We start from the raw sequence: 26,399 nt of genomic DNA, 5'->3' as shown, positions 1-26,399 counted from the left end.
GGCACGATGCCGATGGATATCGAGTATTTGCAGCAATGGACCGGACGCACCGAGCAAGTGCAGGACCAGGTCACCGCCACGCCGATGGCGGCTCTTAGCGCCATGCTTGACCACGATGACGCGCTTTCAGCACGTGGCGATGACTTGCCGCCGTTGTGGCACTGGCTTTATTTCCTGCCGGTTCATCGCCAGTCGATCGTAGGGACGGACGGTCATCCGAAGCGCGGCGGCTTCCTGCCGCCGGTCGATTTACCTCGCCGCATGTGGGCGGGCGGTCAGCTCGAGTTTCTACGGCCCCTGAAAGCGGGTAGCGCGATCACGCGTCTTTCATGCATCGAGAGCGTGGCGCACAAGCAGGGGCGGACCGGCGATCTCGTGTTCGTGAAGGTCAAGCACGAGATCAGCGACGCTAATGGCCTTGCGATCGTCGAGCGCCAGGATATCGTGTATCGCGATCACCCGGCTGCCAGCGAAAAGCCGGCAGCATTACAGGCCGCGCCGATCGGCGCTCAATGGGCACGCGAGATCAATCCCGATCCGGTGCTGCTGTTTCGCTACTCAGCGCTGACGTTGAACGGTCATCGCATTCACTACGATCGGCCTTACGCGATCGGCGAAGAGGGATACGCGGGACTCGTCGTGCATGGTCCGCTGCTTGCCACGCTTCTGATGGACTCGCTCGGATCGGAGCTGCCGGGCGCGCGCGTCGGAGCGTTTTCGTTCCGCGCGATCAAACCGGTGGTGGACACCTCGCCTTTCTATGTTTGCGGAAAGCGAGACGAATCAGACCCAAACAAGGTGAGCTTGTGGATCGCCGGCAGCGACGGATCGTTGCGCATGGAAGCCACGGCTGTTGTGGTCTGATCGTCGAGCCGGTCCACAGGCGGGGTCGCCGTAGCCGGACCGGACGCTGAATGGGAGACTTATGCGGTCGTTTCTTTTTGTGCCGGGCAGCAAGCCGGAACGATTCGCCAAGGCGCTCGCGGCAGGCGCCGATGCGGTGATCGTGGACCTCGAGGACGCTGTTGCAGAGGCGGACAAAGCGTCGGCGCGTGCACACGTTGCCGACGCGATACGAACATTTTCGGCATCGCCGGTTCGCGTACTGTTGCGCATCAATGGCGCGGGTACACCGTGGTTCGAGGAGGACCTCTCACTCGCCGCGTTCGATGGTATCGATGGCGTCGTGTTGCCCAAGGCGGAGAATCCGGCTGCTTTGACCGCTGTCGCGGCGGCAACGGCGAAGCCCATATTGCCGCTCATCGAATCGGCCAAGGGCGTCTGGAACGCACTGGATGTGGCGCGCATGCCCGGCGTCGAGCGACTCCTATTCGGCTCGGTCGACTTCGAACTCGATCTGGATTGTGACGGTTCATGGGACGCGTTGCTGCTCGCGCGTTCGCGTATCGTGCTGGCCTCGCGTGTAGCGGGAATCCTGTTCCCGGTGGACGGCGTGACGGTGGCGATCGATGACCAACGGCAACTCGCGGAGGACTCGTCGAAAGCGCGATCGTTGGGCTTTGGCGGCAAACTGTGCATTCATCCGCGCCAGGTTGCAGCGGTCAATGCAGCGTTCAGCCCGAGCGCGGATGAAATAGCCAAGGCGCGGCGAATCGTCGACGCGTATGAGCGGGCAGAAGGCGGTGCGGTGTCGGTAGACGGACGGATGGTGGACTTGCCGGTATTGCTGAAAGCAAGGCGCATCGTTAGCTTGGCTGAAAGCGTGCGCGGTTCAGAGCAAGGGTAGGGTAAGTGGTGCGGCGGGTGTGAGCGCCGCGCCGCCCGCGCCGTCACCGCATCACGTGGCGCGGGCTGGCACGGTATCGCTTACACCGGATCCCAGGGCGTGAGCGCCATGGATGGCACGTTCGGGAAGAAGCTCGCTTCGAACGCCGGCATCACCTGCTCGGCAATCGCTTCGGGCGTCCAGCCGCCGTCGCGATGCAGCGAGCGGATCATGCGGATCTGATTGAAGAAGTAGATCTCGTTGGCGCGCACGCCGAAGATCTGACCCGAGACCTTGGCGGCCTGGTCGGACGCGAGGTAGACCGCGAGCGGCGCGATCTTGCGCGATTCCATGCGCTTGAGAATCTCGACGCGTGCTTTTTGCTCAGGCGTCTCCGAGGGGATCGAGGCCGTCATCGCGGTCCACGCCCACGGTGCGATGCAGTTCGAGCGCACATTGAATTTGGCCATGTCGAGCGCAATCGACTTCGACAGACCGACGACCCCCATTTTGGCGGCCGAGTAGTTGGCCTGTCCGATGTTGCCGATCAGACCCGAGGTGGAGGTCATATGAACGAAGCTGCCGCCGTTTTGTGCCTTGAAATGCGGAGCCGCCGCGCGTGCCACGAAAAACGACCCGTTCAGATGCACGTCGACTACGGCCTTCCACTCGTCGAGGCTCATGTTGAAGAACATGCGGTCACGCACGATGCCGGCGTTGTTGACCACACAGTCGATGCGGCCGAACGTGTCCAGCGCGGCCTGCACGATCTTCTGTGCGGAATCCCATTCAGCGACGCTATCCGTCGAGGCAAGCGCTTGCCCGCCGGCCTCCTTGATTTCTTCGACCACACGCTGTGCGGCGAACTGGCCGGTTTCGGCGTTGCGACCCAGATCGTTGACGATGACCTTTGCGCCGTTCGCCGCGAATTGCAACGCAAAATCGCGCCCGATGCCGGCACCCGCACCCGTTACCACTACCACCTTGTCTTTGACGAAATCGCTCACTCTTGTCTCCGTTCGATAGGCGTTGATGTAGAAAGGCTCTCGCTTCGGTATAATATCAAAACTGAACGACGTTGCATAATATGAACGCGAGCGCGTTGATGCAGAGCCTGGCGATTCATCCATTGAAAGACGACTAGATTAACGGAGACGCGAGATGAGCCCTACGAAAGACTGGACCGTGCCGGACCATGTTCCGCGAGAACTCGTGGTCGATTTCGACTATATGAATCCGCCAGGCGTGCAAGACGATGTTCATATCGCGTGGAAGACGCTGCACACCGGACCCGATATCGTCTGGTCTCCGTACCATGGCGGACACTGGATCGCGACGCGAGGAGAAGACATCGAGGCGATGCAGAAGGACCATACCCGCTTTTCGCATCGCAGCGTCAACATCCCGCCGCTCAACGAGACGCGGCTCGTGCCGCTCGAACTCGACCCGCCCGAACATACCGCGTACCGTAACCTGATCACGCCCGCTTTCCTGCCGCAAGCGATTGCCTCGCTGGAGAACGACGTGCGCAACCTCGCGATCGAGCTGATCGACACGCTCGCTGCGCGAGGAGAATGCGAGTTCGTCTCCGAGTTCTCGAAGATCCTGCCGATCGTGATTTTCCTGCGGCTGGCAGATCTGCCGTTGAGCGATCGCGAGCAATTGCTGGAATGGGCGGAATGGGCCGTGCGTGGCAACGTCGAAGAGCGCAACGAATCGCAGCACCGGCTCGTCGGCTATATCTCCACCTGGGTGGAAAAGCGTCAGGCAGAGGCGGGCGGCGATCTCGTCAGCCTTGTCGCCAACGCGCAGATCGAAGGCAAGCCGATCAGCCCCGAGCGCATGTTCGGGATGTTTATCGTCGTGCTGTTCGGCGGCCTCGATACCGTCGCATCGATGATGGGTTTCATCGCGCGCTTTCTCGCCGAGAATCCGGCGCACCGCAGGCAGTTGATTGAGAATCCCGATCTGATGATTTCGTCGGTCGACGAACTGATCCGGCGCTTTGGCGTGGCGAATACCGCGCGGCTCGTCACGCAGGATATGGAATACAAGGGCATCCAGTTCAGGAAAGGTGACCAGATCCAGCTGCCGAACTCCCTGTTCGGCCTCGACGACCGCAAGTTTAATGATCCGCTCGCCGTTGACCTGACGCGCAAGCCGGTGATTCATGCGGCTTTCGGCAACGGACCGCATCGCTGCCCCGGTTCGTTTCTCGCGCGCACGGAGATCAAGGTGTTCCTGCAGGAATGGCTCAAGCGCATTCCCGATTTCCGCATTCGCGAGGACGACAAGCCGCGCTGCGGTTCGGGCTCCGTCAACGGCATGCTTTATCTGCCGCTCGTCTGGGACGTAGCGCGCTGAAAGATCCTCACCCTCAACGACTCATCGACGATTATGAAAAAGTGGCAATGCATTTTTTGCGGTTTTTACTACGACGAAGCAACGGGACTCCCCGCGGAGGGCATCGCGCCGGGCACTCGCTGGGAAGACATCCCGGACGACTGGGCATGCCCCGAGTGCGGTGCGACCAAGGCCGACTTCGTGATGGTCGAAGTGGCGGCCTGAACGGTGAAGCGCACGGCCTTGCGCCGTGCGCTTCACCGCTCAGAGTCAGGCGCGCTCGAACACCGCGGCAATACCCTGGCCACCGCCGATGCACATGGTCTCGAGCGCATAACGTCCTTTCCGGCGCGTCAACTCGTGCACCAGCGTGGTCATGATGCGCACGCCCGTTGCACCGATCGGGTGGCCGAGCGATATGCCGGAGCCGTTCACGTTGAGCCGGTCGGTATCGTGCCAGTTCCAGCCTTTGAGGACTGCCAGCACCTGACACGCGAACGCTTCGTTCACTTCGACAAGATCCATCTGCTCGAGCGTCAGACCGATGCGCTTCATCAGCTTCTGCACGGCGGGCACGGGCCCGATGCCCATGCGCGATGGCTCGCATCCGGCTGCGGCCCAGCCGGTCAGCCAGGCCATCGGTTCGAGTCCGAGCGCTTCGAGGCGGTCTTCGGCGACGACGAGGCAAGCGGCCGCGGCATCGTTTTGCTGGCTGGAGTTGCCTGCGGTGACCGTGCCGCCCGGCATCAACGCGCGAAGCTTGCCGAGGCTTTCCATGCTGGCGTCGGCGCGGAATCCTTCGTCTTTGGAAAACAGCAGCGGCGCGCCTTTCTTCTGAGGCACGCTGACCGCCACGACCTCTTCGGCCATCTGGCCAGACTCCCATGCGGCGGCCGCGCGCTGATGGCTGCGCAGCGCGAACTCGTCGGCGGCCTCGCGGCTGATGCCATAGTCGGTGGCCAGATTTTCCGCGGTCTCGATCATGCCGGAGATCAAGCCGAAGCGCGATTCCGGCTGTGAGCGCTCGCGGCCTCGCGCGAGCCGGTCGTGAAACTGGACGGAGCCCGAACGAGCGCCCCAGCGCATGTCCGTGCTGTAGTACTCGATATTGCTCATGCTTTCGACGCCGCCGGCCAACACCACGTCGGCGGCGCCGGTTTGCACCATCATCGCGGCGGTGACGAGCGCCTGCAGGCCGCCGCCGCAACGCCGGTCAAGCTGCATGCCCGGCACCTCCACCGGCAGGCCCGCCTGCAGCGCTATCCAGCGGCCCACGCAAGGCGTTTCGCTGTTCGCATACGATTGCGCGAAGACGACGTCGTCGATGCGAGCGGGATCGAGTCCTGCACGCCGGATCGTTTCTTGCGCCACGAGTGCGCCGAGCTCTTCGACGCAAACGCCGCGCAGGCTACCGCCAAAGGTGCCGACGGGCGTTCGTACGGGGGAGACAATTGCCGCGCGTTTCATCGGACGTTTCCTTGCAAAGTTTGAAAGTTCTGATTCGGTGCGGTTGCCATCAGCCGACGAGCGTCGCGCTTGCCGAGCGATTGGAAGGCGGGACGCCCGCCATCTGATCCAGAGCGCCCCGATGATCCGGATGGGCGATTGCCAGCATGCGCTCACGCCTTTGCCGCAGCGTCAGGCCGCGCAAATCGGCCACGCCGTATTCGGTCACCACGATGGCGGCGTCGCTGCGTGGCGTGCTGACCGGTCCGTTCAACGACGCGACGATGCGAGTGGCGCCCTTGCCCGCGGTGGACGGCAAGGCGATGACAGGAAGGCCGCCGCGGGAGCGCCGCGCGCCGCGCAGGAAATCCAGCGCGCCGCCCACCGCGCCCACATACACGCCACCGGCAATCTCGGCGTTGATCTGGCCACTCAGATCGACCTCGACAGCCGAGTTGATGGCGACGAAGCGGTCGATGCTGGCGAGCACGTTCGGATCGTGCGTGTAGCGGGTCGAACGAAACTGCACGGCGTCGTTGCGATGTGCGAACTCGTGTATGCGGCGACCGCCCATCATCACGCCAGCAATGGTTTGGCCCGCGTCGATGGTCTTGCGCGCATTGTTGATCACGCCGCTTTCCATCAGATCGGCGACTTTGTCTCCGATCGTGCCGGAATGAATGCCAAGGTCTCGGCGATCGCCGAGGCAGGCGAGGATCGCTTCGGGAATCGCGCCGAGGCCGACTTGAAGGGTGGCGCCGTCTTCGATCAAACCGGCCGTGTGTCGTGCAATCGCCAGCTCGGTCGCGCTCGCGGCGCTGGGCGAACTGTCGGGCAGCGCGCGTGACGTCGGGACAATGAAGTCGATGTCGTTGTCGCGAAGATATCGCTCGCCGTAAGTCCAGGGAGCCTGTTGGTTGACTTCCGCAACGACCACGCGCGCGCGCTCGAGCGCAGGAATCAGATACTCGTGCGCGACGGACAAGCTGTAGCGGCCGTGCGCATCGGGTGGTGCCAGCTGCAGCAGCAGGACGTCGATCGAAAGCTGACCCGACTCCATCATCTCTGGCAACTGCGAATAATGGCAGGGCAGGATATCGAGCGCGCCAGCCTTGGCCAGTGCGCGGTTGGAGCCGGTCCCGCAGTAGGAAACGAAATCGATGCAGTCCGCGTGGTCGGGCCGGCACGTGTCGTAGTTGCCGGCGCCGAGAAAGACCCGGAACGCGCCGATGCCGTGCCGCTGCTGAAGCAGACTGCGCGTGAGCGGAACGGGCTCTGCGTTCGATTGGCCCCATGCGACGGTATCGCCGGGACGGATGATGGACGCGAAATCGACGGCGCCCGCCTCTAGCAGTAAAGGCATGATGTTTGTTTGCCTCAAGTGGCGGGTTGCGCAAGGGCCAGGGCTTCCTCGTGCTGCCCACGTACTGCGCCTGTCGCGACGAGTTCCGCAATCCGCGCTTCGCTGTAACCGATGCTCCGCAGCACGAGTTCTGTGTGCTCACCAAGGTGTGGAACATCGAGCGGTGGCGAGCCAGGCTCCAGGCGGAAGTGGATCGGGCTTGCAACGTGCTTGCGCCCGGACGGATCCATCTGGACCATTCCGCGCTCGTGCGCATGTGGATGGTCGAGCGCTTCGGCGAGCGAGAGCACCGGCGCCGCACTGATGTTCCGGCCTTCGAACCAGCGGAGCCACTCATCCAGCGTGCGAGTCAGGAAGGTTTGCGTCAGGAACGCCCGGACGCGTATCTGGCCTTCACCGGCCGGTCCGATCGCGTCGGCGACCAGCTCAGGACGGCCGAGCGGTGTAAGCAGGTTGGTTGCAAAGCTGTGTTCCCGGCCGCCAAGGCAGAGCCATTTCGAATCGGCGGTCTCATAGGTGTCGAGCAACGCGAGCCCGCCGTCGCCTTCCGTTTGCCCTCGCAATTGGCTGTCCGGCGCGTTGAGCAAGCGGCCGCTCAGATACGGCTGCGATGTGAGCGCCGCATCGAAAAGCGCGATGTCGATGTAGTCGCCGCGCCCCGTTTCCCGCGCGCGCAGCAGCGCCATCAACACGGCGGACAGCGCCGTCAGTGAACCGGCCAACGCAGCGAGCGACGGCCCGGTGGCAATTGGGATGCCATGGCCATCGCGCGGCAGCGTGCCGGCAAGCGATTGAACTGCCGGATCATGCGCGGGCAATTGAGAGAGCGGGCCGGTTTGGCCGAATGCGGTCATTGCGCAATAAACGACTCCCGGGTTCGTCCGGCTTATCGTGTCGTAGTCGATGCCACGGCGAGCGGCCACGCCCGGCCTCGACGATTCGATCACGACGTCGGCCTCGTTCATCAGCTTTAGCGCGACCTCGCGTCCGTCCGGATGCTTCAGATCGAGCGCGATGCTGCGCTTGCCGCGGTTGATAGCGGCGAAGAGCGCGCCGTCGGTGCCGGGTGCGCCGCGGGTGGGATCGCCGGTGAGCGGTTCGATCTTGATCACCTGCGCGCCGTGATCGGCGAGATTGGCGGCGAGGAATGGACCCGGCATGAATTGCGACAGGTCCACGACACGAAGGCCGGTCAGTTTCATGCCAGAGCAGCGCTGAAGCCGAGCTGGCGTTGCGCGATCGCGGCGGCTTCCTTCACGATGCGGCCGATCAATTCCGCACAGGTCGGCAGGTCGTGAATGAGGCCGGTCACGATACCGGCGGGGAAGGCGCCGCCTTCCACTTCTCCTGTCGCGAATGCGTCCATCCAGCGCTGAGCTCCGGTCAGCGCGTAGAGGTCGGAGCGCGTCACGTTGCCGGCGCGCTCGAGTTCGAGCGCGGCGAGGCTCACGCTGTTCTTGACCACCCGGCTCGAATCGCCGATCGAGCGCCCAACCAGCAGCGTATCGCGCTCGCTCGCTTCCAGCAGCCGTTGCTTGATCGCGGGGTGGACGGGGGACTCGTGCGTGAGCATGAATCGGGTTCCCATGTTGATGCCCTCCGCGCCGAGCGCGAGAGCCGCCATCAGCCCGCGGCCATCGGCAAAGCCGCCGGACGCGAGAATCGGGATCTTCAGCTTGTCGGCGGCGGCGGGAATCAGGATCAGTCCAGGGACGTCGTCTTCGCCAGGATGCCCCGCGCATTCGAACCCGTCGATGCTGACGGCGTCCGCGCCGAGCGATTCGGCCTTCACCGCGTGGCGAACCGTGACACATTTGTGCACGACCTTGACGCCGCGGGCCTTGAACTCGGCGATGTATTTCGCCGGATTGCTGCCCGCCGTCTCGACGACCTGGACGCCTTGCGACACGATCGCGCGCACATACGCGTCATAGTCGAGACCGACATTGGCGCCGAGAACGGTCAGGTTGACTCCAAAGGGCTTGTCCGTGAGCGAACGCACCCTGTCGATTTCGCGTGCGAGTGCGTCGGCGCTTGCATGGGTGTGCGCGGAGATGAAACCGAGACCGCCCGCATTGCCCACGGCCGCCGCCAGTTCGGCGCGCGCCACCCAACGCATGCCGCCTTGAATGATGGGATATTGAATGCCGAGTAATTCAGTAATGCGATTGACATACGGTTTCATCGCGCGCCTGTAGCCTGGATAGGTAGTAGGGGTGCCAGAGAAATGCGCGTGACGCGCGTCGCCTGGCGGGCTCGATTCGCCACGACAAGCGTGGCGTTCTTTCGCCATTCAACAATCGCGAAACTGAGGTTTGCGCTTTTCGACGAAGGCTGCCATGCCTTCCTTTCGATCTTCGGTGGCGAAGGTCGAATACGCCATACGCCGCTCGAACAAAATACCTTCTGCGAGGCTCGATTCGTAGGCGCGGTTGACACACTCTTTGGCCATCGCTACGACCGGTTGCGAGTATCGCGCGATCTCGTCACCCGTTTTCAGCGCTTCCTCGACGAGCGTGTCGACGGGCACGATGCGGCTCACGAGGCCGCACCGTTCGGCTTCAATGGCGTCCATCCTGCGGCCGGTGAGGATCATTTCCATCGCCTTTGATTTGCCGAGCGCGCGCGTCAGGCGCTGCGTGCCGCCGGCGCCGGGAATGGTCGCCAGCGTGATTTCGGGCAGGGCGAAGCGGGCGTTGTCGGCGGCGAGAATGAAGTCGCACATCATGGCGAGTTCGCAGCCTCCGCCTAACGCAAGACCCGCGACCGCGGCGATGACCGGCTTGCGGCAACGCGAGGTACGTTCCCAATTCGATGTGATGAACTGATTCTTGTAGACGTCCATGTACGTCCATTCGTTCATCATCTTGATGTCGGCTCCGGCGGCGAACGCTTTTTCGCTACCGGTCATCACGATGGCGCCGACGGCAGGGTCGGCTTCAAGGTCGTCGAGGGCCGCCGTCAGCTCGTCCATCAGCTGGTTGTTCAGTGCGTTGTAGGCTTGCGGACGGTTCATCCTGATCAAGCCGGTTTTCCCGTGCGTTTCGACGATGATCGTCTCGTAGGCCATGGTTCTTCCTTGAAGGAATGAGGGTGAACACCTAAACCCGGATGGGGTCCGCTCGCCCATTTGCGTGGCTGCGGTGCGCCGTTGCGCTATGTCACAGCGTATCGGTGCGTTGCCAATTTCCTGAACGACGTTTATGATTCTGAATGTGCGCCCCCGCTTTGTCAATTGAGCGCGAGGTCGGATTCGCTAACGGAAAACACCGCGAGGAGACACTGCATGACGACTCGTCACGAGGACGGACAGATACGCGTTGAGCAGCGCGGGAACCTGCTGTTGATGGGCATTGACCGGCCGGAAAAGCGCAATGGTTTCACGCCGAAAATGTTCAGCGAGCTTGCCATGGCTTACACGCGGCTCGAGAAGAGCAGCGATATTTTTTGTGGGCTGGTCTACGCCGAAGGCGATCACTTTACGGCTGGGCTCGACATGCCAAAGATCGCGCCGTTGCGCCGCGAAGGCAAACCGCTGCTTCCTGAAGGCGAGGTCGATCCGTTCAACTTGCGCGCGCCGCTGCGTACCAAGCCGGTCGTCGTTGCCCTGAAGGGAATCTGCTTCACGGTCGCGGTCGAATTGATGCTCGCATCCGAAGTGGCTGTTGCGGCCGACAACTGCCGTTTCTCCCAGCTTGAAGTCAAGCGGGGAATCATGGCAGGTTGTGGTGCGACGTTCCGCATGGTCCAGCGTGCCGGCTGGGGCAACGCAATGAAGGTACTGCTTACCGGTGACGAATTCACCGCAGACGAGGCGCGGCACATGAACTTCGTACAAGACGTCGTCCCTGCGGGGCAGGAGTTCGAGCGGGCGCTCGCGATCGCGGAACGAATCGCGGCGCAGGCACCGCTAGCCGTGCAGGCCACGATGCAAAACGCGCGTGTGTCACTGGGACAAGGCTGGCAGGATGCTTATACGACTATTCAGTCGACCCAGCAGTTTCTCTACAACACTGAAGACGCGAAGGAAGGCGTTCAGTCCTTCATCGAAAAACGTGCGGCGAAGTTCGTCGGACGCTGATGCACGGCTTCCGGCGCAGCCGGTGCGAATTCAAGGGGACCGTTTGTTATGACAAAAGGCGCATTGGCGGGTGTGCGCGTACTCGACCTGAGCCGTATTCTCGCGGGACCTTGGGGAGCGCAGATGCTGGCGGATCTCGGCGCGGAGGTCATCAAGGTCGAGCGTCCGGGCAAGGGCGACGATTCGCGGCAATTCGGCCCCCCGTTCCTGATGGATCGGGAGGGAAAGGTCACGCGCGAGTCGACGTTCTTTATCAGCGCGAATCGAGGCAAGAAGTCGATCACGTGCGATATTTCCACGTCCGAAGGTCAGGCGCTGATCCGCTCGTTGGCGGCGCACTGCGACGTGTTGCTCGAGAACTATAAGGTTGGCGATCTCAAGCGTTACGGGCTCGATTACGAGGGCCTCAAGCTAGTCAATCCGCGCCTGATCTACTGTTCGATAACCGGCTTCGGTCAGACCGGACCGTATAGCCCGCGCCCCGGTTACGACTCGATTTTTCAGGCGATGGGTGGCTTGATGAGCGTGACCGGAAATGGTGACGACATGCCGGGCGGCGGGCCAATGAAAACCGGGCCGAGTCTTGCCGATATTCTTTGTGGTCAGTACGCCGCGTCGGCGATCATCGCAGCGCTTTATCACCGCGACGCGGCGCAAGGCGGTACGGGGCAGGGGCAGTACATCGACCTGGCGTTGCTGGACGCGATGATTGCTGCCACCTCGCACTATGCAAGCCAGTATCTCGTTTCCGGCCAGATTCCCATCCGGCGCGGTACCGAGGGCAACGGTGGTATGCCGTCGCGCATGTTCCGCTGCGCCGATCGGGACGTCATGATCGTCGCGGGCAATAACGAACAATACGCGCGGATGTGTAACGTTCTTGGGCACCCCGAGCTCGCCAGCGATCCGCGATTTAGCGAGATTGCGCTGCGCGTGAAAAATCGTCGCGCGCTTGGCGAAGTGTTCGAGCCGCTGATTGCCGAATGGCAAAGCGATGAGCTGCTCGCGGCACTCGACGCCGCCGGGGTGCCGGCCGGACCGATCAACAATCTGGAGCAGGTGTTCGCAGATCCGCACGTGCAGGCACGCGCCATGTGCGTGGAAGCTGCGCATCCGCTCACGGATAAGGCGGTTCGGATGGTCGCCAATCCGGTCAAGATGTCGGGCACGCCGATCGATTCGTATGGCGCGCCACCGACGCTCGGACAACATACGGACGACGTGCTGCGTGATCTGCTGGGTATGTCGCAGTCGGACATCGATATCCTGCGCGAAAAGAAAGTTCTATAGAAAGCGTCAAAGCTGCGAAGCGTTAGACCTTCAGTTGAACCGGCCTGTGTGAATGATGGCCGCATCCCGCAGCGGCCTCGTGGGTAGCTTCGTATCACTTATGCAATCGGGGGTTCTTTATGCACATTGGCATACCCGCGGAAACGCGCGCGCATGAAACCCGCGTTGCCGCGACGCCCGAAACGGTCAGGAAGTACGTGGCGCAAGGCCACCGGGTCACGCTGCAGAGCGGCGCGGGCGCCGGCGCGAGCTTTCCCGATCACGCCTACGCGGATGTGGGCGCGGACATCGGCGATGCCGCCACCGCGTTCGGCGCCGAGCTCGTCCTCAAGGTCCAATCCCCCACCGATGCCGAACTGCCGCTGCTCAGGCGCGGCGCGACGCTCGTCGGCATGCTCGATCCATTCGACACCGACAATGCGGGCAAGCTCGCCGCGGCCGGCGTCACCGCGTTCGCGCTCGAAGCCGCGCCGCGCACGACGCGCGCGCAGAGCCTCGACGTGCTGTCGTCGCAGGCGAATATCGCCGGCTACAAGGCGGTGCTGCTCGCGGCGACGCTGTATCCCCGCTTCATGCCGATGCTGATGACCGCGGCCGGCACCGTGAAGGCCGCGCGCGTGCTGATTCTGGGCGCGGGCGTGGCCGGCCTGCAGGCGATCGCGACCGCGAAGCGCCTGGGCGCGGTGCTGGAGGCGTCCGACGTGCGCCCGGCCGTCAAGGAGCAGATCGAATCGCTCGGCGCGAAGTTTCTCGACGTGCCCTACGAAACCGACGAGGAGCGCGAGGCCGCGCAGGGCGTCGGCGGCTACGCGCGGCCGATGCCGCCGTCATGGCTCGCGCGCCAGTCGGCGCTGGTGCACGAGCGCGCGAAGCAGGCCGACGTGGTGATCTCGACCGCGCTGATTCCGGGCCGCGCGGCGCCGACGCTGCTGTCGGTCGACACCGTGCAGGCAATGAAACCCGGCTCCGTGATCGTCGACCTCGCGGCCGGCCGCGGCGCCGAGGTCGATGGCCGGCGCGGTGGCAACTGTCCGCTGACCGAGGCGGACCAGGTGGTGGTGCGCCATGGCGTGCAGATCGTCGGCTATACGAACCTCGCCGCGATGGTGCCGGCCGACGCGTCGTCGCTGTACACGCGCAACCTGCTCGACTTCCTGAAGCTGATCGTCACGAAGGAAGGCACGCTGCATATCGATCTCGCGGACGACATCGTCGCGGCCACGCTGCTGGCCCGCGACGGCCAGCTCACGCGCAACGCCTAGGAGGCAACGGCGATGGAAGTCATCAATCACACGGTGATCAATCTGATCATCTTCGTGCTGGCGATCTACGTCGGCTATCACGTGGTCTGGAACGTCACGCCCGCGCTGCATACGCCGCTGATGGCCGTGACCAACGCGATCTCGGCGATCGTGATCGTCGGGGCGATGCTCGCGGCGGGGCTGACGGTCGGCGGCGCGGGCAAGATCTTCGGCACGGTCGCGGTCGCGCTCGCGGCGGTCAACGTGTTCGGCGGCTTTCTCGTCACCCGGCGCATGCTGGAGATGTTCAGGAAGAAGGAACCGAAGAAGCTTCCGTCCGGCGGCAAGGAGGGTACCTAAATGAGCCTGAACGTCGTCACGCTGCTGTATCTGGTCGCGTCGGTCTGCTTCATCCAGGCGCTCAAGGGGCTGTCGAATCCGAAGACCGCGCGCGTCGGCAATACCTTCGGCATGGTCGGCATGGCGATCGCGATTCTGACCACCCTCGCGCTGATCTCGCGCCAGGCCGAGGTGCTCGGCTCCAATCTCGGCCTCGGTCTCGGCCTGCTGCTGTTCGGGCTCGTGATCGGCGGCGCGATCGGCGCGTTCGTCGCTGCGCGCGTCGAGATGACGAAGATGCCCGAACTGGTCGCGGCCATGCACTCGCTGATCGGTCTCGCGGCGGTGTGCATCGCGTATGCGGTGGTGTCGGAGCCGGCCGCGTTCGGCCTCGTCGATCCCGACGTGCCGATCGAGGGCTTCCTGCCGTACGGCAACCGCATCGAGCTGTTCATCGGCACGTTCGTCGGCGCGATCACGTTCTCGGGCTCGGTGATCGCGTTCGGCAAGCTGTCGGGCAAGTACCGGTTCCGCCTGTTTCAGGGCGCGCCGGTCGTCTACGGCGGCCAGCATCTGATCAACCTGATGCTCGCGCTCGCGATGTTCGGCTTCGGCATCCTGTTCTTCCTCACGCAGTCATGGCTGCCGTTCATCATCATGACGATCATCGCGTTCGTGCTCGGCGTGCTGATCATCATTCCGATCGGCGGCGCGGACATGCCGGTCGTCGTGTCGATGCTGAACTCGTACTCGGGCTGGGCGGCGGCGGGCATCGGCTTCTCGCTGAACAATCCGATGCTGATCATCGCCGGCTCGCTGGTCGGCTCATCCGGTGCGATCCTTTCGTACATCATGTGCCGCGCGATGAACCGCTCGTTCTTCAACGTGCTTCTCGGCGGCTTCGGCAACGAGCCGGGCGCGGCGGCCGCAGGTGGCGCGGCGGAGCAGCGTCCGGTGAAATCGGGTTCGGCCGACGACGCGTCGTTCATGCTCGGCAACGCCGAATCGGTGGTGATCGTGCCGGGCTACGGGCTGGCGGTGGCGCGCGCGCAGCATGCGCTCAAGGAGCTGACCGACAAGCTGGTCGAGAAGGGCATCGAGGTGAAGTACGCGATTCACCCGGTGGCCGGGCGCATGCCGGGGCACATGAACGTGCTGCTTGCCGAGGCCGAAGTGCCGTACGACATGGTGTTCGAAATGGACGACATCAACGGCGAGTTCGGTCAGGTCGACGTGGTGCTGGTGCTCGGTGCGAACGACGTGGTGAATCCGGCCGCGAAGAACGATCCGAAGTCGCCGATCGCCGGCATGCCGATCATCGAGGCGTACAAGGCGCGCACGGTGATCGTCAACAAGCGCTCGATGGCGGCGGGCTACGCCGGGCTCGACAACGACCTGTTCTACATGGACAAGACGATGATGGTGTTCGGCGATGCGAAGAAGGTGATCGAGGAGATGGTGAAAAGTTGCAGCTAAGGGGCGAGTCATGACGACCGAGAGAAGTAACAGCCGTATCGTAGGTACAGACCAGGCACGAGTCGGGTATATCGACTCGGGTGGGGACGCCCCGCATATCTCGCGTTCGCATCAAGGTTCGGACACGCCCGTGCGCGGCGGAAAGTCACCTCAGTGGGCGTGGGCGAACGGCCGCAGCGAATTCGACTGGATGGACGTGCACTTGCCCTTCTTCACGTCAGAATGGCTTTAAGCAATTTATTAACGGGCGCGATCGAGATCGCCGTCTCCGCGATCGGATCGTATCTGCCGGCACGTGTAGCGCCCGGCCGCCGGTCCAGCGTTGTCCGACATGCATCGATCCATCGTGGATTCCTGACAACGGCGAAAAAAAGCCTCGGCTCGGTGTCCCGCAGCCAAGGCCAAACTCCACACGCTCTCGCGAAGTGTGTGAGAGGAGAAACACCTGATCACTCTTCAACTTCGTGTTACGTGCCTGGCGCGAAGCTCACTGCGCGGATCGAGGCTCGCGATCATGCAACTATTGGCTGAATCGAGTTCTTTTGCGGCCTTTCGAAAATGCAACTGGCCGTTTCATATGCGGCACTGTGTTCAAAAAGCCGCACTAAAGCATTGACTGTCCGCCGTCCACACTGATAGTCTGCCCGGTTATGAAATTAGCGTCGTCACTACACAGAAATGCAACTGTTCGTCCAATATCACGCTGAGGATCGCCGAAGCGGCCAAGCGCAATTTCGGAGAGATAGCGAGTGCGTTCCTGGGGATTGGCTTCGAGGTAGGCTTCGGCGGCAGGCGTGAGCGCTGCTGGGCAAATGACGTTGACGGTAATGCCGTAGACGCCCCATTCGCGCGCGGCAACCCGCGAGAGCCCACGAATGCCCTCCTTGGTAGCGGCGTACGCGCCGAATCCTTTGAGGCCTTCAATGCCAGTGCGCGAGCCGAAGTTGATGATGGCACCGCGGCCCTGAGACTTCATCCGCGGCAATGCGGCCTGCATGAAATACAGCGTGCCATACAAGCCTGATTGGAGGGTGTTGCTCCAGTCATCGTCGGTGACAGACTCGAGCGGCACCCCGGGGTTGCTGCTTTGTGCGTTGTTGATGAGTGCGTCCACACGTCCGAATCGCTCGACCGCAAGCTCGACTGTCCGGACCGCGTCGGCACGATTGCGCGTATCACCGGGCACGACCAGCACTTGCGAACCGAGGGCGCTCAATTCCTCGGCAGCCCGTGTGAGCTTGGCCTCCGTGCGACCGGTCAGGACCAGACTCGCTCCCTCGGCGGCAAGCGCGAGGGCGATGCCGAGTCCAACGCCTTGCCCGCCTCCGGTCACGATGGCGACCTTTTCTGCCAGTTTTTTCGTGTACATGAGTGAATCCAGAAATGAAGGTTGATTTGCTGTTCGACGCGCGAGCGTACTGCGTAAAGGGTCCGAAAGCTGATGCTTCTGCATTCCAACTTCCTGAACGATGTTCGAATATATATCAAGCCGTGTGACGGAGCGCCCTGGCGTATTCCCGAATTCGGGTGGCGCGAAAGTGTGCCAAACCACGATCGATGTAAAAGTATGTGAATAGTTCCCGTATAATCGAAACAGTCAATTCATGGGGAAAATCATGTTGAAAGAGATCTCAGCGCCGGCGGACCGGGACGTCAGCGGGCCCCGCTCGCTGACCCGACTCCTCGGAATTTTCGATGTGCTGGCGAAGTCTCCGGACGGGATGTCGCTAGCAGAACTGAATGTCGCTCTCGAGTCACCAAAGAGCAGCCTGCTCAATCTGCTGAGACCTCTGGTGGCGGAAGGGTACTTGATGCACGACGCAGGCCGCTATCGCCTGGGGCCGTCGATCTTCCGGTTGTCGGCAGGAGTGATGGCTGCGTGGAATTTCTCGAAGATCCTCCACCCGTTCCTCGTGGATCTCTCGAAGAGCACCAAGGAAACTGTGTATGTCGGCGTCCTTGACGTCGAGCACAAAGAGATCACCTATGTCGATGTGATCGAAAGCGAGCAATCGGTGCGCTATTCAATGCACATTGGTTTGCGTCGCCCGCTCTATTGCACGGCTGCGGGCCGCGTTCTGCTGGCTCATGCACCGGACGCTTTCGTTGCCGACTACATGAAGACCGTCAAGTTCGAGCGCCGAACCCCGCAAACGATCGCAACGAAGAAGGCGTTGCGGGACGAACTCGACCGCATCGTCGAGAGCGGCCTGTCGGTGAGTCGCGGTGAACTGCTGCCCGATTCCGCCGGCGTGTCGTCGCCGATCTTCGGGCCGAATGGCAATGTCATCGCGGCAATGGCGATTGGTGCGCCACTCGAACGATTCGACCGCGAACGCCACCGGCTCGAAGCGAACATGATCAGAGTCGCCCAGCGAGCGTCTGCGTTGGGTCAAGCAGAAGAAGAGTGACTCGCGAGTCGGTCGAGGGCGCAGTGCAGCGCGTGCTTCACTGCGCCCTCCGTCATGGGGCGGCTTGAAAAGCGTTACATACCGCCACACGCAACGGATCGGTCGCAACGACAATCAGTGCTTACCACGCCTCGGCAGCATGGAAGCGATCAGCAGTCCGGCGATCGAACTGCAGGCGATGTAGACGAATACCGAGACATAGCCACTATCGGCGGGAAACGATGCACCGTCGTGTCCCGCCGTCGCGCCGCGCAGCAGCGCAAATACCGCCTGGGCGCCCACCGCGAAGAAACACGAGAAGAACACGTAGAGCATCCCTGTCGCCTCGCCTGTCTGATGTGCGGGCGTCGTCTCCACGATCTGGTTGTACAGCGCCGTGCTCGCGAAGGCGAGACCGAACGAGCACAGCACCGCACCTGGAACGAACAGCAGCAGGCTGCGATGAAGCACGATCAGCGAGGCCCACGCCACGGCCAGTATGAGCATGCCGATCAAGGCGGCGGGACGAGCCTTGTAGCGGGCCGCAACGCGACCGCTCCATGGACTCGCGACCAGCGCGACAATGTTGATGCTGAACATCAGTAATCCCGCTGCCGTGGCGCTCAGCCCGAATCCGGCGTGCGTGCCGGCAGGTTGCTGGGCGAGCAGCGAGAAGACCTGTCCCAGTTGCATCGCGCCTGCCGCGAGGAATGCCATGCATGCGTTGGCCAACACGACTTCGCGCGTCTTCAGCAGACGCACGTTGATGAGCGGATGCCGCGCCCCGCCTTGATGACGTGCCCAGAGTCCGAGCACGATCATCCCGCCCACGATCAAGCCCCATAGCCGTGGATCGCCGAGTCCCCACGTGCGGATTTGCTGCACGGCGAAGAGGATGGCGCAAAGTGCTGGAGCGAACGCGAGACCTCGAATGTAGTCGATCCGTACGCCGGGATTCGGTGGCGACGGCGGCGCCCACGCGCGTACCGCCGCGACGGCCACGACGCACAGCGCGACTTTGAACCAGAAGCCGCCCTGCCACGAATAGTGATCCACGACAACGCCCGCGCCGATGTAGATCAGCCCAGCCGACACCATTCCTGCCGCACTGATCAACCCTACCGCGGCAGGCAGCTTGGCGGGTGGCAGATTCTCACGAACCAGTCCGATGGAGAGCGGCGTGATGCCTGCCGCATGGATTGCATTGCACAGCCGGCGACGAGCATGCCGACATCGGTCGCGCATGCGGCCACGACTGCGCCCGCCGCAGCGACCGACATCACCACGAGCAGGATGCGGCGGTAGCCCAACAGGTCGCCGAGTCGTCCGCTCACCGCGGCAAAGACGGCCGAGCCGAGCCAGTATGCGGTGACGGTCCAACTCACGGAGTGCGACGCAGGAAAGGCCTTGTAGAGCGTGACCAGCACGGTGTAGATGACGGTGATGCCAGACGAGGCGGCTACCGCGGCAAGCAGGATCGCCATCGTGAACCCGCGCGGTGGACCCGCTACGGGTTGCGCTCGATGTGCGGGCTGCGAGAGCACTTCGGCTTGCATAAACGTCTCCGGGTTGCGCGTGTTCGTTTCGATTATACTTATATCAGAACATCGTTCGCATAGGTGTTTATATGAGAAGCCGATGCTGGCCGTAAAAAGGTGGCGAGGCGGCGATCCGATATCGAATCGATATCGACGGTTTCGAGTTCGATATGAAAGTTTTTTGGTCGCTGGCTTGACCCGATACTTCTCTCGAGAGCGCAGGTTCAGCAGCGCTCCCCACAATCAGGAGAGAGATGATGCAAACGTATGAAGGGAAGATCTACGACGCCGACACGCACTTCTATGAAGTCGAGGACGCATTCAACCGTCATTTGCCCGAGAAGTTCAAGAAGGACTGGTCTTTTACCAGCCGTGTCACGGCAGACGGCAACCGCTGCATGTATGTGGGCGACCGCAAGGTGGAAATCAGCGAGGGCTACACCTCGGCCGAGGGGCACGTTCCGCCGCCGGGCAAGCTGCATGAATGGCTGCGCGCGATGAAGGATGGCAAGGACAACGTCGATATGCGGGTTGCGCCGACGCCGGATATGTTCAACCGTGACGCGCGCCTGAAGAAGATGGACGAATTCGGTGTCGAGGCCTGCACGATGTACATCGGCGAAATGGTCGCGTGTATTTCCTATCTGAACGAGCCGGTTGCGGCAAATGCGGTGTTGCATGCGTATAACCAGTGGATGCTCGACGACTGGGGCTTCAGCTACAAGGACCGCATCTACACGACGCCGGTCGTCACGCTCGACGATCTCGATGCGGCTGTCGCCGAGGCCAAATGGCTGGTCGCGAACGGTGTGCGCGTCATCCTGATGCCGATGGGGCCGTTCAATGGGCGTGCACCGGCGGATCCGTACTTCGATCCGTTCTGGTCGATCCTCAACGAAGCGGGCGTACGCGTCACGTTCCATGTGTCGGAAGCGATCTACATGAAGGATCACATGGCGGTGTGGGGAGAGCCGGTGCAGCAGTCGCGCCAGCGTCAGACCGCCTTTGTCTGGATGCACGGCTACGGCGAGCGGCCGGTCATGGAAACGCTGTCGTCGTTCATCTTCTACAATTTCTTCGAGCGGTTTCCGCGGGTTAAGTTGTGCAGCGCGGAAAACGGTGCGGAATGGGTGCCTTCGCTGCTCGTCAAAATGGACAAGTGCCGGGGAATGGCGAAGAATGGCTACTGGCCTTGCGGTCAGCTGAAGAAACGACCGAGCCAGATCTTCAAGGAAAATGTCTTCGTGGTTGCATATCCGGAGGACGACATCGCTCAGATCATCGCTCAGACGGGATCGTCGGACTTCCTGTTGATGGGCTCCGACTATCCGCACGCGGAAGGCGTGCCTGAACCGAAGGACTTCGCGTCGGAAGCGTGCAACCGGCTCTCTGAAGAAGACACGCGCAAGATCATGTACGACAACGGCCGCCGGTTCATTCCGCTGCACGTGTAATCGGCCTTGCGCTGGATGCCGGGTGCGCCCTGAACGGCGCCATGCATTCGCGCGGCGGCGCGAATGCGGCACGCGTCGACGCTGGCAGACGGTCCTTCCGTTGCGCGCGATTTCTTCATTTGAACAGGTTAGTCATGAATATTTCGGACTATAAGGCCTTATTGCTCGAACGCGATGGCGGCGTCTTGACCGTTACGCTCAATCGCCCTGAAACGTTGAACGCGTTCGATGAGCAAATGGACATTGAGATGTCCCGGCTATTTCTCGATGTCGCCGAGGATGCCGAGACCCGTGTCGTGGTGTTGACGGGCGCAGGGCGGGCTTTTAGCGCGGGCGGCGATATCGAGCATATGCAGCATGTCATCGACAACCCCGCGCTGTTTCTCGAAGGCATGCAGCGTGCAAAGAGAATTGTTTTCTCGATGCTCGACTGTCCGAAGCCGGTCATCGCGAAGATCAACGGTCATGCAATTGGTCTGGGCGCGACGATCGCACTATTCTCGGATCTAAGCTATGCGGCCAATCACGCAAAGATTGGCGATCCGCACGTGAAAGTCGGCTTCGTCGCGGGCGATGGCGGCGCGGTGATCTGGCCGCAGCTCGTGGGCTATGCGAAGGCCAAGGAATACCTGTTGACGGGGGATCTCGTCACCGCAGAAGAGGCGGCACGACTGGGTCTCATCAATCATGCCGTGCCGGCCGACGAGCTGGATGCCGTTGTCGACGCGATGGCGAAGCGTCTCGCACACGGCGCTTCGCGCGCGATCCAGTGGACCAAGGCGTCGATCAACATCGGCCTGAAGCAACTTGCACATTCCATTCTCGACGCGTCGATTGCCTACGAGGCGTTGTCGAACCTAACGGAAGATCATCAAGAGGCGGTCAACGCGTTTCGCGAGAAACGTGAGCCGGTGTTCAACGGACGTTGAGCTTTTACAGCGTCCGGCGCAGGCGATACAGGCGGCGCCGGGCGCAGCGAGGGAGTGATTGCACATGCAACGGGTAGTGGCGATAACGGGTGGATTCGGCGCGCTTGGGCGCACGGTTGCGCGCGTGTTTGCGGACAACGGCTGGAAGGTCGCGCTGATCGACAAGGCGCGCGAGCCGGAAAACGAGAGTGCGGAGCAGCTGCACGCGTCGTGGTGGCGAGGAGGCGTCGAGCTAACTGATCTCGATGCGGCGCGCTCGGCGCTCTCGGCGGTCGTCGAGCAGCTTGGCAAGCTCGATGCGCTCGTCAATGTAGCGGGGGGCTTTCGCTGGGAAACATTGGCGGATGGCAGTCTCGACACGTGGGATCTGATGTACCGGACGAATGTGCGCACCGCGGCGACTGCGTCGAAAGCGGCACTCGACTATATTGCCGACAGCGCGGAGGGAGGACGCATCATCAATATTGGAGCTGGCGCTGCGCTGAAGGCGGGCGCGGGCATGGGAGCGTATGCGGCCTCGAAGTCGGGGGTGATGCGTTTGACCGAGGCGCTGGCCGAAGAACTCAAGGGCCGTTCCGTTACTGTCAACGCTATTTTGCCGGGCATCATCGATACGCCGCAGAACCGCAAGGATATGCCCGACGCCGACTTTTCCCGCTGGGTGCGGCCCGAAGAAATCGCCGACGTGATTCTATTTCTCGCGTCTGGCGCCGCGTCGGGCGTAACCGGCGCGTTGATTCCTGTCACCGGGCGTACGTAAGATCCCACGCCGGAAATTGCAGTCGACGCCCGGGTCGAGGGCGTCAACTGCAAAAACGCGTTTCAGGTAAGGTGTGCGAGCGAGTCGTTGCTGAACCCGAGGAACGGCTCGCCAAGCCGTGCGCGGCGCGCCCAGTTTGGATCATGCAGAAGCGAGCGTCCTACGCCAACGAGATCGAACTCGCTGCGTGCGAAACGATCCAGCAGGGGAGTGAGGTCGGGCTGCACCGATGTCTGGGCCCCCGACATAGAATCGTAGTAGCCCTTGTTAATGCCGATTCCGCCAACAGTCATCGAAAGTTTGCCAGTGACCTCCTTCACCCAGCCGGCGAGATTCATCTCTGAGCCCGGGAATTCCGCCCGGTTGAAATAGCGGGTGCTCGCCTCGAAGATGTCGACGCCAGCGTCCGCGAGCGGCGCGAGAATGCGCTCGAGCTCGTGCGGGTCGTTGGCGAGCCGCGCGCGGAAATCCTGCTGTTTCCACTGGGAGAAGCGGAACGTGATCGGCATCGTCGCGCCGATCGCTTCGCGGATCGCGCGGACAACTTCGGCGGCAAAGCGGCTGCGCGCTGCGAGATCCTTACCCCATTGATCCGTGCGTCGATTGGTTTCGGCCCACAGAAAAGCGTCGATCAGATAGCCATGAGCGCCGTGAATCGCGATGCCATCGAAGCCGGCGGCCTTCGCATAGCGCGCGCTTCGACTATAGGCTGCAATGACGTCCGCGATCTGCGCATCGGTCATCGGGCGAGTCGGCGGCAGGACCCGCTCCATGTAACCTGCGTCGAGCGATGTCGTTCGCCCTTCCGGTCCCCACAGTCCCGATGGGCGCAGTGGCGAAGCGGCCGGGAAGGGACCTGTATTCGCCTCTTTCATGGGTCCCATATGCCACAACTGAGGAAAGATGATTCCACCGCTAGCATGAACTTCGTCGGTCACGCGCCGCCACGCGGCAACTGATTCCTCGCCGGCGAGCACGGGAATCGAATTTTCTCCGAGCCCGGCTTCGCCGAGCGCCGCCGGATGATCGACACCGACGCCTTCTGTGATGATCAGGCCTGTCTCGCCCTGCGCACGCCGCTTGTAGTAGGCGGCGACGTCACTGCCTGGCAATCCGTTGGGCGAAAAGCCGCGCGTCATGGGTGACATGACGATACGGTTGCGCAGCGTGACCCCGCGCACGGCGAGGGGCGAAAAGAGCGAAGCGATATCCATGGGCATTCATATATTTGACTCACGTGCGAATAATGATACGCTATGTTCTGCCGATGAAAAAGCACTATTGGTGCCGTCTCGCACGCGGCGTTGAAGAGGAGGATTGCATTGGAGCAAGCATACTCACTGGCGCTAGACGCGCTTGGAGAGGGCGGCGCAGGGCTCATCCCAGAAGGCTTTGCATTGATGCCGGCGTTTGGTCCCTTCCATCAGATGTTCGGACCTACGTACTTTCGCAAGAGCGAGCGGGGACACGTGGTCGGCATGTACGTTCGGGAAGCGCATCGCAATCTCGGCCAGATGATGCACGGCGGCGCCGTTTGCATGCTGGCGGACACCGCCATTACGTGGGCGAGCAAGTATTCGCGTCAACCAGCAGTGAGGGTGTTGACGACGGGCTTGACGGTCAATTTCATCGCAAACGCAGAGCCGGGCGACTGGGTGGAAGCCCACGTCGACGTGCTGCGTTCGGGAAAGCGGGTGATTTTCTCGGACTGCCGGATCTGGGCGAATGCAAAATGCATCGCCCACGCCTCGGGGCAATTCCAGGTGATGGGTGAAATTGACAGCTAGTACGCCGACGCGGCCCGAATGGCCGCGCGAACGTTACGGCATCGACCGGGCTCGAACCTTATCAAGTGCCGCACGGTACCTCCACGCGGTCAACAGGAGCCGATGAATCCGCTCAGCCCGGCGTTTGCGTTCGGAACGAGTGGTCTGAACCGCAAGGTGCACTTCGGGCGCGCCAGTGACCAGTGTGAGAAGATCGCGCGCCGCGTTCGACGGATCGTCGATGGCGATCACACCGCTGACCGCGGCGGCTTCGAGAACACCGGTTAGCGGCTCCAGCATCGTCACGACGAACTGCAGAAACTGCTTGGCGACATCGGGAAAGCGAATCGCCTCGCTAATGACCATGCGTGACGTGTGCATGCTGTCCGGTATTGCCATGTGTTCGACGAGCGCATCGATAAGCGATGCCAGGTTCGTCGAAAAATCGCGGCCCGGTTGCAGGTGCTCCGAGATCTTGCCGCGCAGGTCGGCCATCCCGCGCCAGACGATGGAGCGAAAAAGCTCTTCTTTCGTGCCGAACTGGCGATAAACGGTCGTCTTGCTGACGCCAGCCAGCGATGCGATTTCCTCGACCCTGGCGGCGCCGAAACCTTCTCTGATGAACACGGACTTGGCGGCGTCGAGCAGTCGCTCACGCAACTGAACCGCATCGTCGTGGGTGGGCCGGCCAGCCGTTCGAGGTTTGTCCGCCGCGGCGAGCCGTGAGCCTGCGTCGCGAGCCTGAACTGACATAGGTTTGAACATCGGGGAATGTTTGATGACCGAATCAGGGCATCAGTATACTCATCAGCCCCAGGGGGCGCCAGTCATGGCACCCCTAGGCCCGCACCGCGCGCAGCAGCGCTCAAACGTTGATCATTCCACGTACATACGACTCCATCGTGCCTGCGCACGAGAGCTTGTCTTCACCCTCTTCCAGATCGGCGTAGCGACCGACTTGCCGGATCAGCGGCCCTTGCAGGCCATCGGTGTCGCCCGCCGGTGAAAAGTCGACCACGACCTTGTCGCCGGTGATGAAACCGCCCCAGTATCCTTCGGCCAGCAGGTCGAAAAACGCGAAGCGCCCCTCGACAACGCCTACGCCATCCGAAGGATTCAGTAGTTGCTCCCCAGCCTTGTCGAGGACAAACGGAACGATCCATGGGCAGATCGCGTAGCCTTGCGCAACTTCCGACCAGGGGCCGGTCCCGATCATCTCGGACATGCCATAACTGTTCTGTACATTCTCGGGACGAATACCATAGAAGCGGACGATCTGCTCCCGATAGTCGGCGGGGGCTGAAGTGCCCTTCAATCCGCCACCGGTCGTGATGACCGTATCCGGATGGCAGATTCCATCGGCAATGCCGCGCTGGCGGGCGCGCTCCACGAGCGTCCAGTGCAACGACCAGTTGCCTTGGACGAGCACGGGAACTTCGCGCTGCGCGGTTAGCTTGTCGAGAAACCGGTCGATCATCTTGCCGGTATGACGCTGGCGCGCTACCGCCTGCTCCTGAAACGCCGCGACTTCGCTCGGTTTCGCGGAGCCGTCGGCGATTGCGCGGCGCATGCGGCCCATCGAAATCGTTGCGGATGCGAGCACCGGTTCGTCGAACATCAGCGTGGTTTGCGCGCCGAGCCGTTGCGCTGCGCTCAGTACCGGTTCGATATGCCGATGCGCGCCGCCTGGCGGCATCATCAGGAAAACCGGGCGCTCGCCGACATCTCTTCGGATCATTGCGTTGCCGTACACGCCCAGCTTCACGCAAGACTCGGTGACATGGTCCTGATCGGCTTGCGTCTGACTGATGAAGCTGCACTTGCCGGATGTGCCGCTCGAGCTGAAAACATGGTGTCCCGCTACGCGCAGACGGTCCATCCATGCGTCGACATTGTCCACGCCGTCCAGATCGACTTCGGCCACCCGTTTGCTCGATAGTGTTTGCAGCCACGCCGAAAGATGCTTCCAGCGGCCATTGTCGATGAACGACTCGGGGTAGCTCTTGTAGATCTGATGGGCGAACAGCAGGGGCACCATATCTTCATGGCGGGCCACCTCGGCGACGCCGACATCGTCCGCTCTGCGGCGCAGTAGCCTGATTTGTTCGCGGCGTTCGGCGAAGCGCTCTTTCATGGCAGCGAGCTGAAGCTCGCGAAGGTGCTCGGGGTGATGGCGAAACGGGTCGCTTTCACCGCGCAGCATTGCGTAGAACGGGTCCAAAGCGGACATGTCGTCTCCAAGGCTATGAGTTGCCGG

At 62.3% G+C, this 26,399-nt stretch carries 25 protein-coding genes and 1 pseudogene; 14 read left to right on the top strand and 12 right to left on the bottom strand.

Going from position 1 to position 26,399, the window contains the following annotated elements:
• Window positions 1-6: 6 nt before the first annotated feature.
• On the top strand, window positions 7-864 hold the full coding sequence (locus BJG93_RS31170; protein ID WP_027194320.1) for an FAS1-like dehydratase domain-containing protein: 858 nt from the start codon (window positions 7-9) through the stop codon (window positions 862-864).
• A gap of 61 nt (window positions 865-925) precedes the next feature.
• A complete protein-coding gene (locus BJG93_RS31165) occupies window positions 926-1,747 on the top strand; it encodes an HpcH/HpaI aldolase/citrate lyase family protein (protein ID WP_027194319.1) in 822 nt (273 codons plus the stop codon).
• An 80-nt stretch (window positions 1,748-1,827) separates the two neighbouring features.
• Here the strand turns inward: BJG93_RS31165 and BJG93_RS31160 are convergent, their stop codons facing one another.
• A complete protein-coding gene (locus BJG93_RS31160) occupies window positions 1,828-2,733 on the bottom strand; it encodes an SDR family NAD(P)-dependent oxidoreductase (RefSeq protein WP_027194318.1) in 906 nt (301 codons plus the stop codon).
• Window positions 2,734-2,887: 154 nt separating this feature from the next.
• On the opposite strand from BJG93_RS31160, the gene BJG93_RS31155 reads away from it, so the two are divergent.
• Together BJG93_RS31155 and BJG93_RS31150 are read left to right on the top strand one after the other, a co-directional pair.
• The gene (locus tag BJG93_RS31155; RefSeq protein WP_027194317.1) at window positions 2,888-4,090 is read left to right on the top strand and encodes a cytochrome P450; all 1,203 of its coding nucleotides are present in this window, start codon (window positions 2,888-2,890) and stop codon (window positions 4,088-4,090) included.
• A 33-nt stretch (window positions 4,091-4,123) separates the two neighbouring features.
• A complete protein-coding gene (locus BJG93_RS31150; protein WP_027194316.1) occupies window positions 4,124-4,294 on the top strand; it encodes a rubredoxin in 171 nt (56 codons plus the stop codon).
• Between the two features lie 45 nt (window positions 4,295-4,339).
• Here BJG93_RS31150 and BJG93_RS31145 read toward each other — a convergent pair whose 3' ends face one another.
• The 5 genes from BJG93_RS31145 to BJG93_RS31125 form a co-directional block, all read right to left on the bottom strand.
• Complete coding sequence (locus BJG93_RS31145) at window positions 4,340-5,536, bottom strand: acetyl-CoA C-acetyltransferase (protein ID WP_027194315.1); 1,197 nt, start codon at window positions 5,534-5,536, stop codon at window positions 4,340-4,342.
• Window positions 5,537-5,585: 49 nt separating this feature from the next.
• Window positions 5,586-6,878: an acetyl-CoA hydrolase/transferase family protein gene (locus tag BJG93_RS31140; protein WP_027194314.1), complete on the bottom strand. Its 1,293-nt coding sequence runs from the start codon at window positions 6,876-6,878 to the stop codon at window positions 5,586-5,588.
• Between the two features lie 14 nt (window positions 6,879-6,892).
• On the bottom strand, window positions 6,893-8,080 hold the full coding sequence (locus BJG93_RS31135) for a CaiB/BaiF CoA transferase family protein (RefSeq protein WP_027194313.1): 1,188 nt from the start codon (window positions 8,078-8,080) through the stop codon (window positions 6,893-6,895).
• Window positions 8,077-9,063 (bottom strand): NAD(P)H-dependent flavin oxidoreductase, encoded by a 987-nt coding sequence (locus BJG93_RS31130; RefSeq protein ID WP_027194312.1) that lies wholly within the window; start codon window positions 9,061-9,063, stop codon window positions 8,077-8,079. Before BJG93_RS31130 ends, BJG93_RS31135 begins: the two co-directional genes overlap by 4 nt.
• Before the next feature lie 108 nt (window positions 9,064-9,171).
• On the bottom strand, window positions 9,172-9,948 hold the full coding sequence (locus BJG93_RS31125) for an enoyl-CoA hydratase (RefSeq protein ID WP_027194311.1): 777 nt from the start codon (window positions 9,946-9,948) through the stop codon (window positions 9,172-9,174).
• 216 nt (window positions 9,949-10,164) lie between these two features.
• Between BJG93_RS31125 and BJG93_RS31120 the strand changes: the two genes are divergently transcribed.
• From BJG93_RS31120 to BJG93_RS31100, 5 genes are all read left to right on the top strand, one after another.
• Window positions 10,165-10,959, top strand: coding sequence for a crotonase/enoyl-CoA hydratase family protein (locus BJG93_RS31120; RefSeq protein WP_027194310.1), 795 nt, complete (start codon window positions 10,165-10,167; stop codon window positions 10,957-10,959).
• A gap of 48 nt (window positions 10,960-11,007) precedes the next feature.
• A complete protein-coding gene (locus tag BJG93_RS31115; protein ID WP_027194309.1) occupies window positions 11,008-12,249 on the top strand; it encodes a CaiB/BaiF CoA transferase family protein in 1,242 nt (413 codons plus the stop codon).
• Between the two features lie 119 nt (window positions 12,250-12,368).
• On the top strand, window positions 12,369-13,511 hold the full coding sequence (locus BJG93_RS31110) for a Re/Si-specific NAD(P)(+) transhydrogenase subunit alpha (RefSeq protein WP_071336692.1): 1,143 nt from the start codon (window positions 12,369-12,371) through the stop codon (window positions 13,509-13,511).
• Between the two features lie 12 nt (window positions 13,512-13,523).
• Window positions 13,524-13,850 (top strand): NAD(P) transhydrogenase subunit alpha, encoded by a 327-nt coding sequence (locus BJG93_RS31105; RefSeq protein ID WP_071336693.1) that lies wholly within the window; start codon window positions 13,524-13,526, stop codon window positions 13,848-13,850.
• Window positions 13,851-15,305: an NAD(P)(+) transhydrogenase (Re/Si-specific) subunit beta gene (locus BJG93_RS31100; RefSeq protein WP_071336694.1), complete on the top strand. Its 1,455-nt coding sequence runs from the start codon at window positions 13,851-13,853 to the stop codon at window positions 15,303-15,305.
• 604 nt (window positions 15,306-15,909) lie between these two features.
• Here the strand turns inward: BJG93_RS31100 and BJG93_RS31095 are convergent.
• Window positions 15,910-16,674 carry an SDR family NAD(P)-dependent oxidoreductase gene (locus tag BJG93_RS31095; RefSeq protein WP_027194306.1) on the bottom strand — a complete coding sequence of 255 codons (765 nt, stop codon included), beginning with the start codon at window positions 16,672-16,674 and terminating at the stop codon, window positions 15,910-15,912.
• 247 nt (window positions 16,675-16,921) lie between these two features.
• Between BJG93_RS31095 and BJG93_RS31090 the strand changes: the two genes are divergently transcribed.
• Window positions 16,922-17,716, top strand: coding sequence for an IclR family transcriptional regulator (locus BJG93_RS31090; RefSeq protein ID WP_027194305.1), 795 nt, complete (start codon window positions 16,922-16,924; stop codon window positions 17,714-17,716).
• A gap of 114 nt (window positions 17,717-17,830) precedes the next feature.
• On the opposite strand, the gene BJG93_RS36600 is transcribed toward BJG93_RS31090, so the two are convergent.
• Window positions 17,831-18,388, bottom strand: coding sequence for an MFS transporter (locus BJG93_RS36600; RefSeq protein ID WP_407675362.1), 558 nt, complete (start codon window positions 18,386-18,388; stop codon window positions 17,831-17,833).
• 36 nt (window positions 18,389-18,424) lie between these two features.
• A pseudogene (locus tag BJG93_RS36595) lies at window positions 18,425-19,179 on the bottom strand (MFS transporter); the annotation flags it as partial.
• Between the two features lie 311 nt (window positions 19,180-19,490).
• Between BJG93_RS36595 and BJG93_RS31075 the strand changes: the two are divergent.
• From BJG93_RS31075 to BJG93_RS31065, 3 genes are all read left to right on the top strand, one after another.
• The gene (locus BJG93_RS31075; protein WP_027194304.1) at window positions 19,491-20,687 is read left to right on the top strand and encodes an amidohydrolase family protein; all 1,197 of its coding nucleotides are present in this window, start codon (window positions 19,491-19,493) and stop codon (window positions 20,685-20,687) included.
• A gap of 134 nt (window positions 20,688-20,821) precedes the next feature.
• Complete coding sequence (locus BJG93_RS31070; RefSeq protein ID WP_027194303.1) at window positions 20,822-21,616, top strand: enoyl-CoA hydratase/isomerase family protein; 795 nt, start codon at window positions 20,822-20,824, stop codon at window positions 21,614-21,616.
• A gap of 64 nt (window positions 21,617-21,680) precedes the next feature.
• Window positions 21,681-22,376: an SDR family NAD(P)-dependent oxidoreductase gene (locus tag BJG93_RS31065; protein WP_027194302.1), complete on the top strand. Its 696-nt coding sequence runs from the start codon at window positions 21,681-21,683 to the stop codon at window positions 22,374-22,376.
• A gap of 62 nt (window positions 22,377-22,438) precedes the next feature.
• Here BJG93_RS31065 and BJG93_RS31060 read toward each other — a convergent pair whose 3' ends face one another.
• The gene (locus BJG93_RS31060) at window positions 22,439-23,590 is read right to left on the bottom strand and encodes an NADH:flavin oxidoreductase (RefSeq protein ID WP_154671689.1); all 1,152 of its coding nucleotides are present in this window, start codon (window positions 23,588-23,590) and stop codon (window positions 22,439-22,441) included.
• 108 nt (window positions 23,591-23,698) lie between these two features.
• On the opposite strand from BJG93_RS31060, the gene BJG93_RS31055 reads away from it, so the two are divergent.
• A complete protein-coding gene (locus BJG93_RS31055; protein ID WP_027194300.1) occupies window positions 23,699-24,163 on the top strand; it encodes a PaaI family thioesterase in 465 nt (154 codons plus the stop codon).
• Between the two features lie 33 nt (window positions 24,164-24,196).
• Here the strand turns inward: BJG93_RS31055 and BJG93_RS31050 are convergent, their stop codons facing one another.
• Together BJG93_RS31050 and BJG93_RS31045 are read right to left on the bottom strand one after the other, a co-directional pair.
• Window positions 24,197-24,895, bottom strand: a complete 699-nt coding sequence (locus BJG93_RS31050) for a TetR/AcrR family transcriptional regulator (protein WP_231337619.1) — start codon at window positions 24,893-24,895, stop codon at window positions 24,197-24,199.
• Between the two features lie 112 nt (window positions 24,896-25,007).
• Window positions 25,008-26,372: a hypothetical protein gene (locus tag BJG93_RS31045; protein ID WP_027194298.1), complete on the bottom strand. Its 1,365-nt coding sequence runs from the start codon at window positions 26,370-26,372 to the stop codon at window positions 25,008-25,010.
• Window positions 26,373-26,399 lie beyond the last annotated feature (27 nt).

The sequence above is a fragment of the Paraburkholderia sprentiae WSM5005 genome (genome assembly GCF_001865575.2).
In the GTDB taxonomy this organism is placed as follows: Bacteria; Pseudomonadota; Gammaproteobacteria; order Burkholderiales; family Burkholderiaceae; genus Paraburkholderia; species Paraburkholderia sprentiae.
Note: the sequence above shows the minus strand (reverse complement) of the source record. Positions and strands in the feature narration are given on the sequence as shown.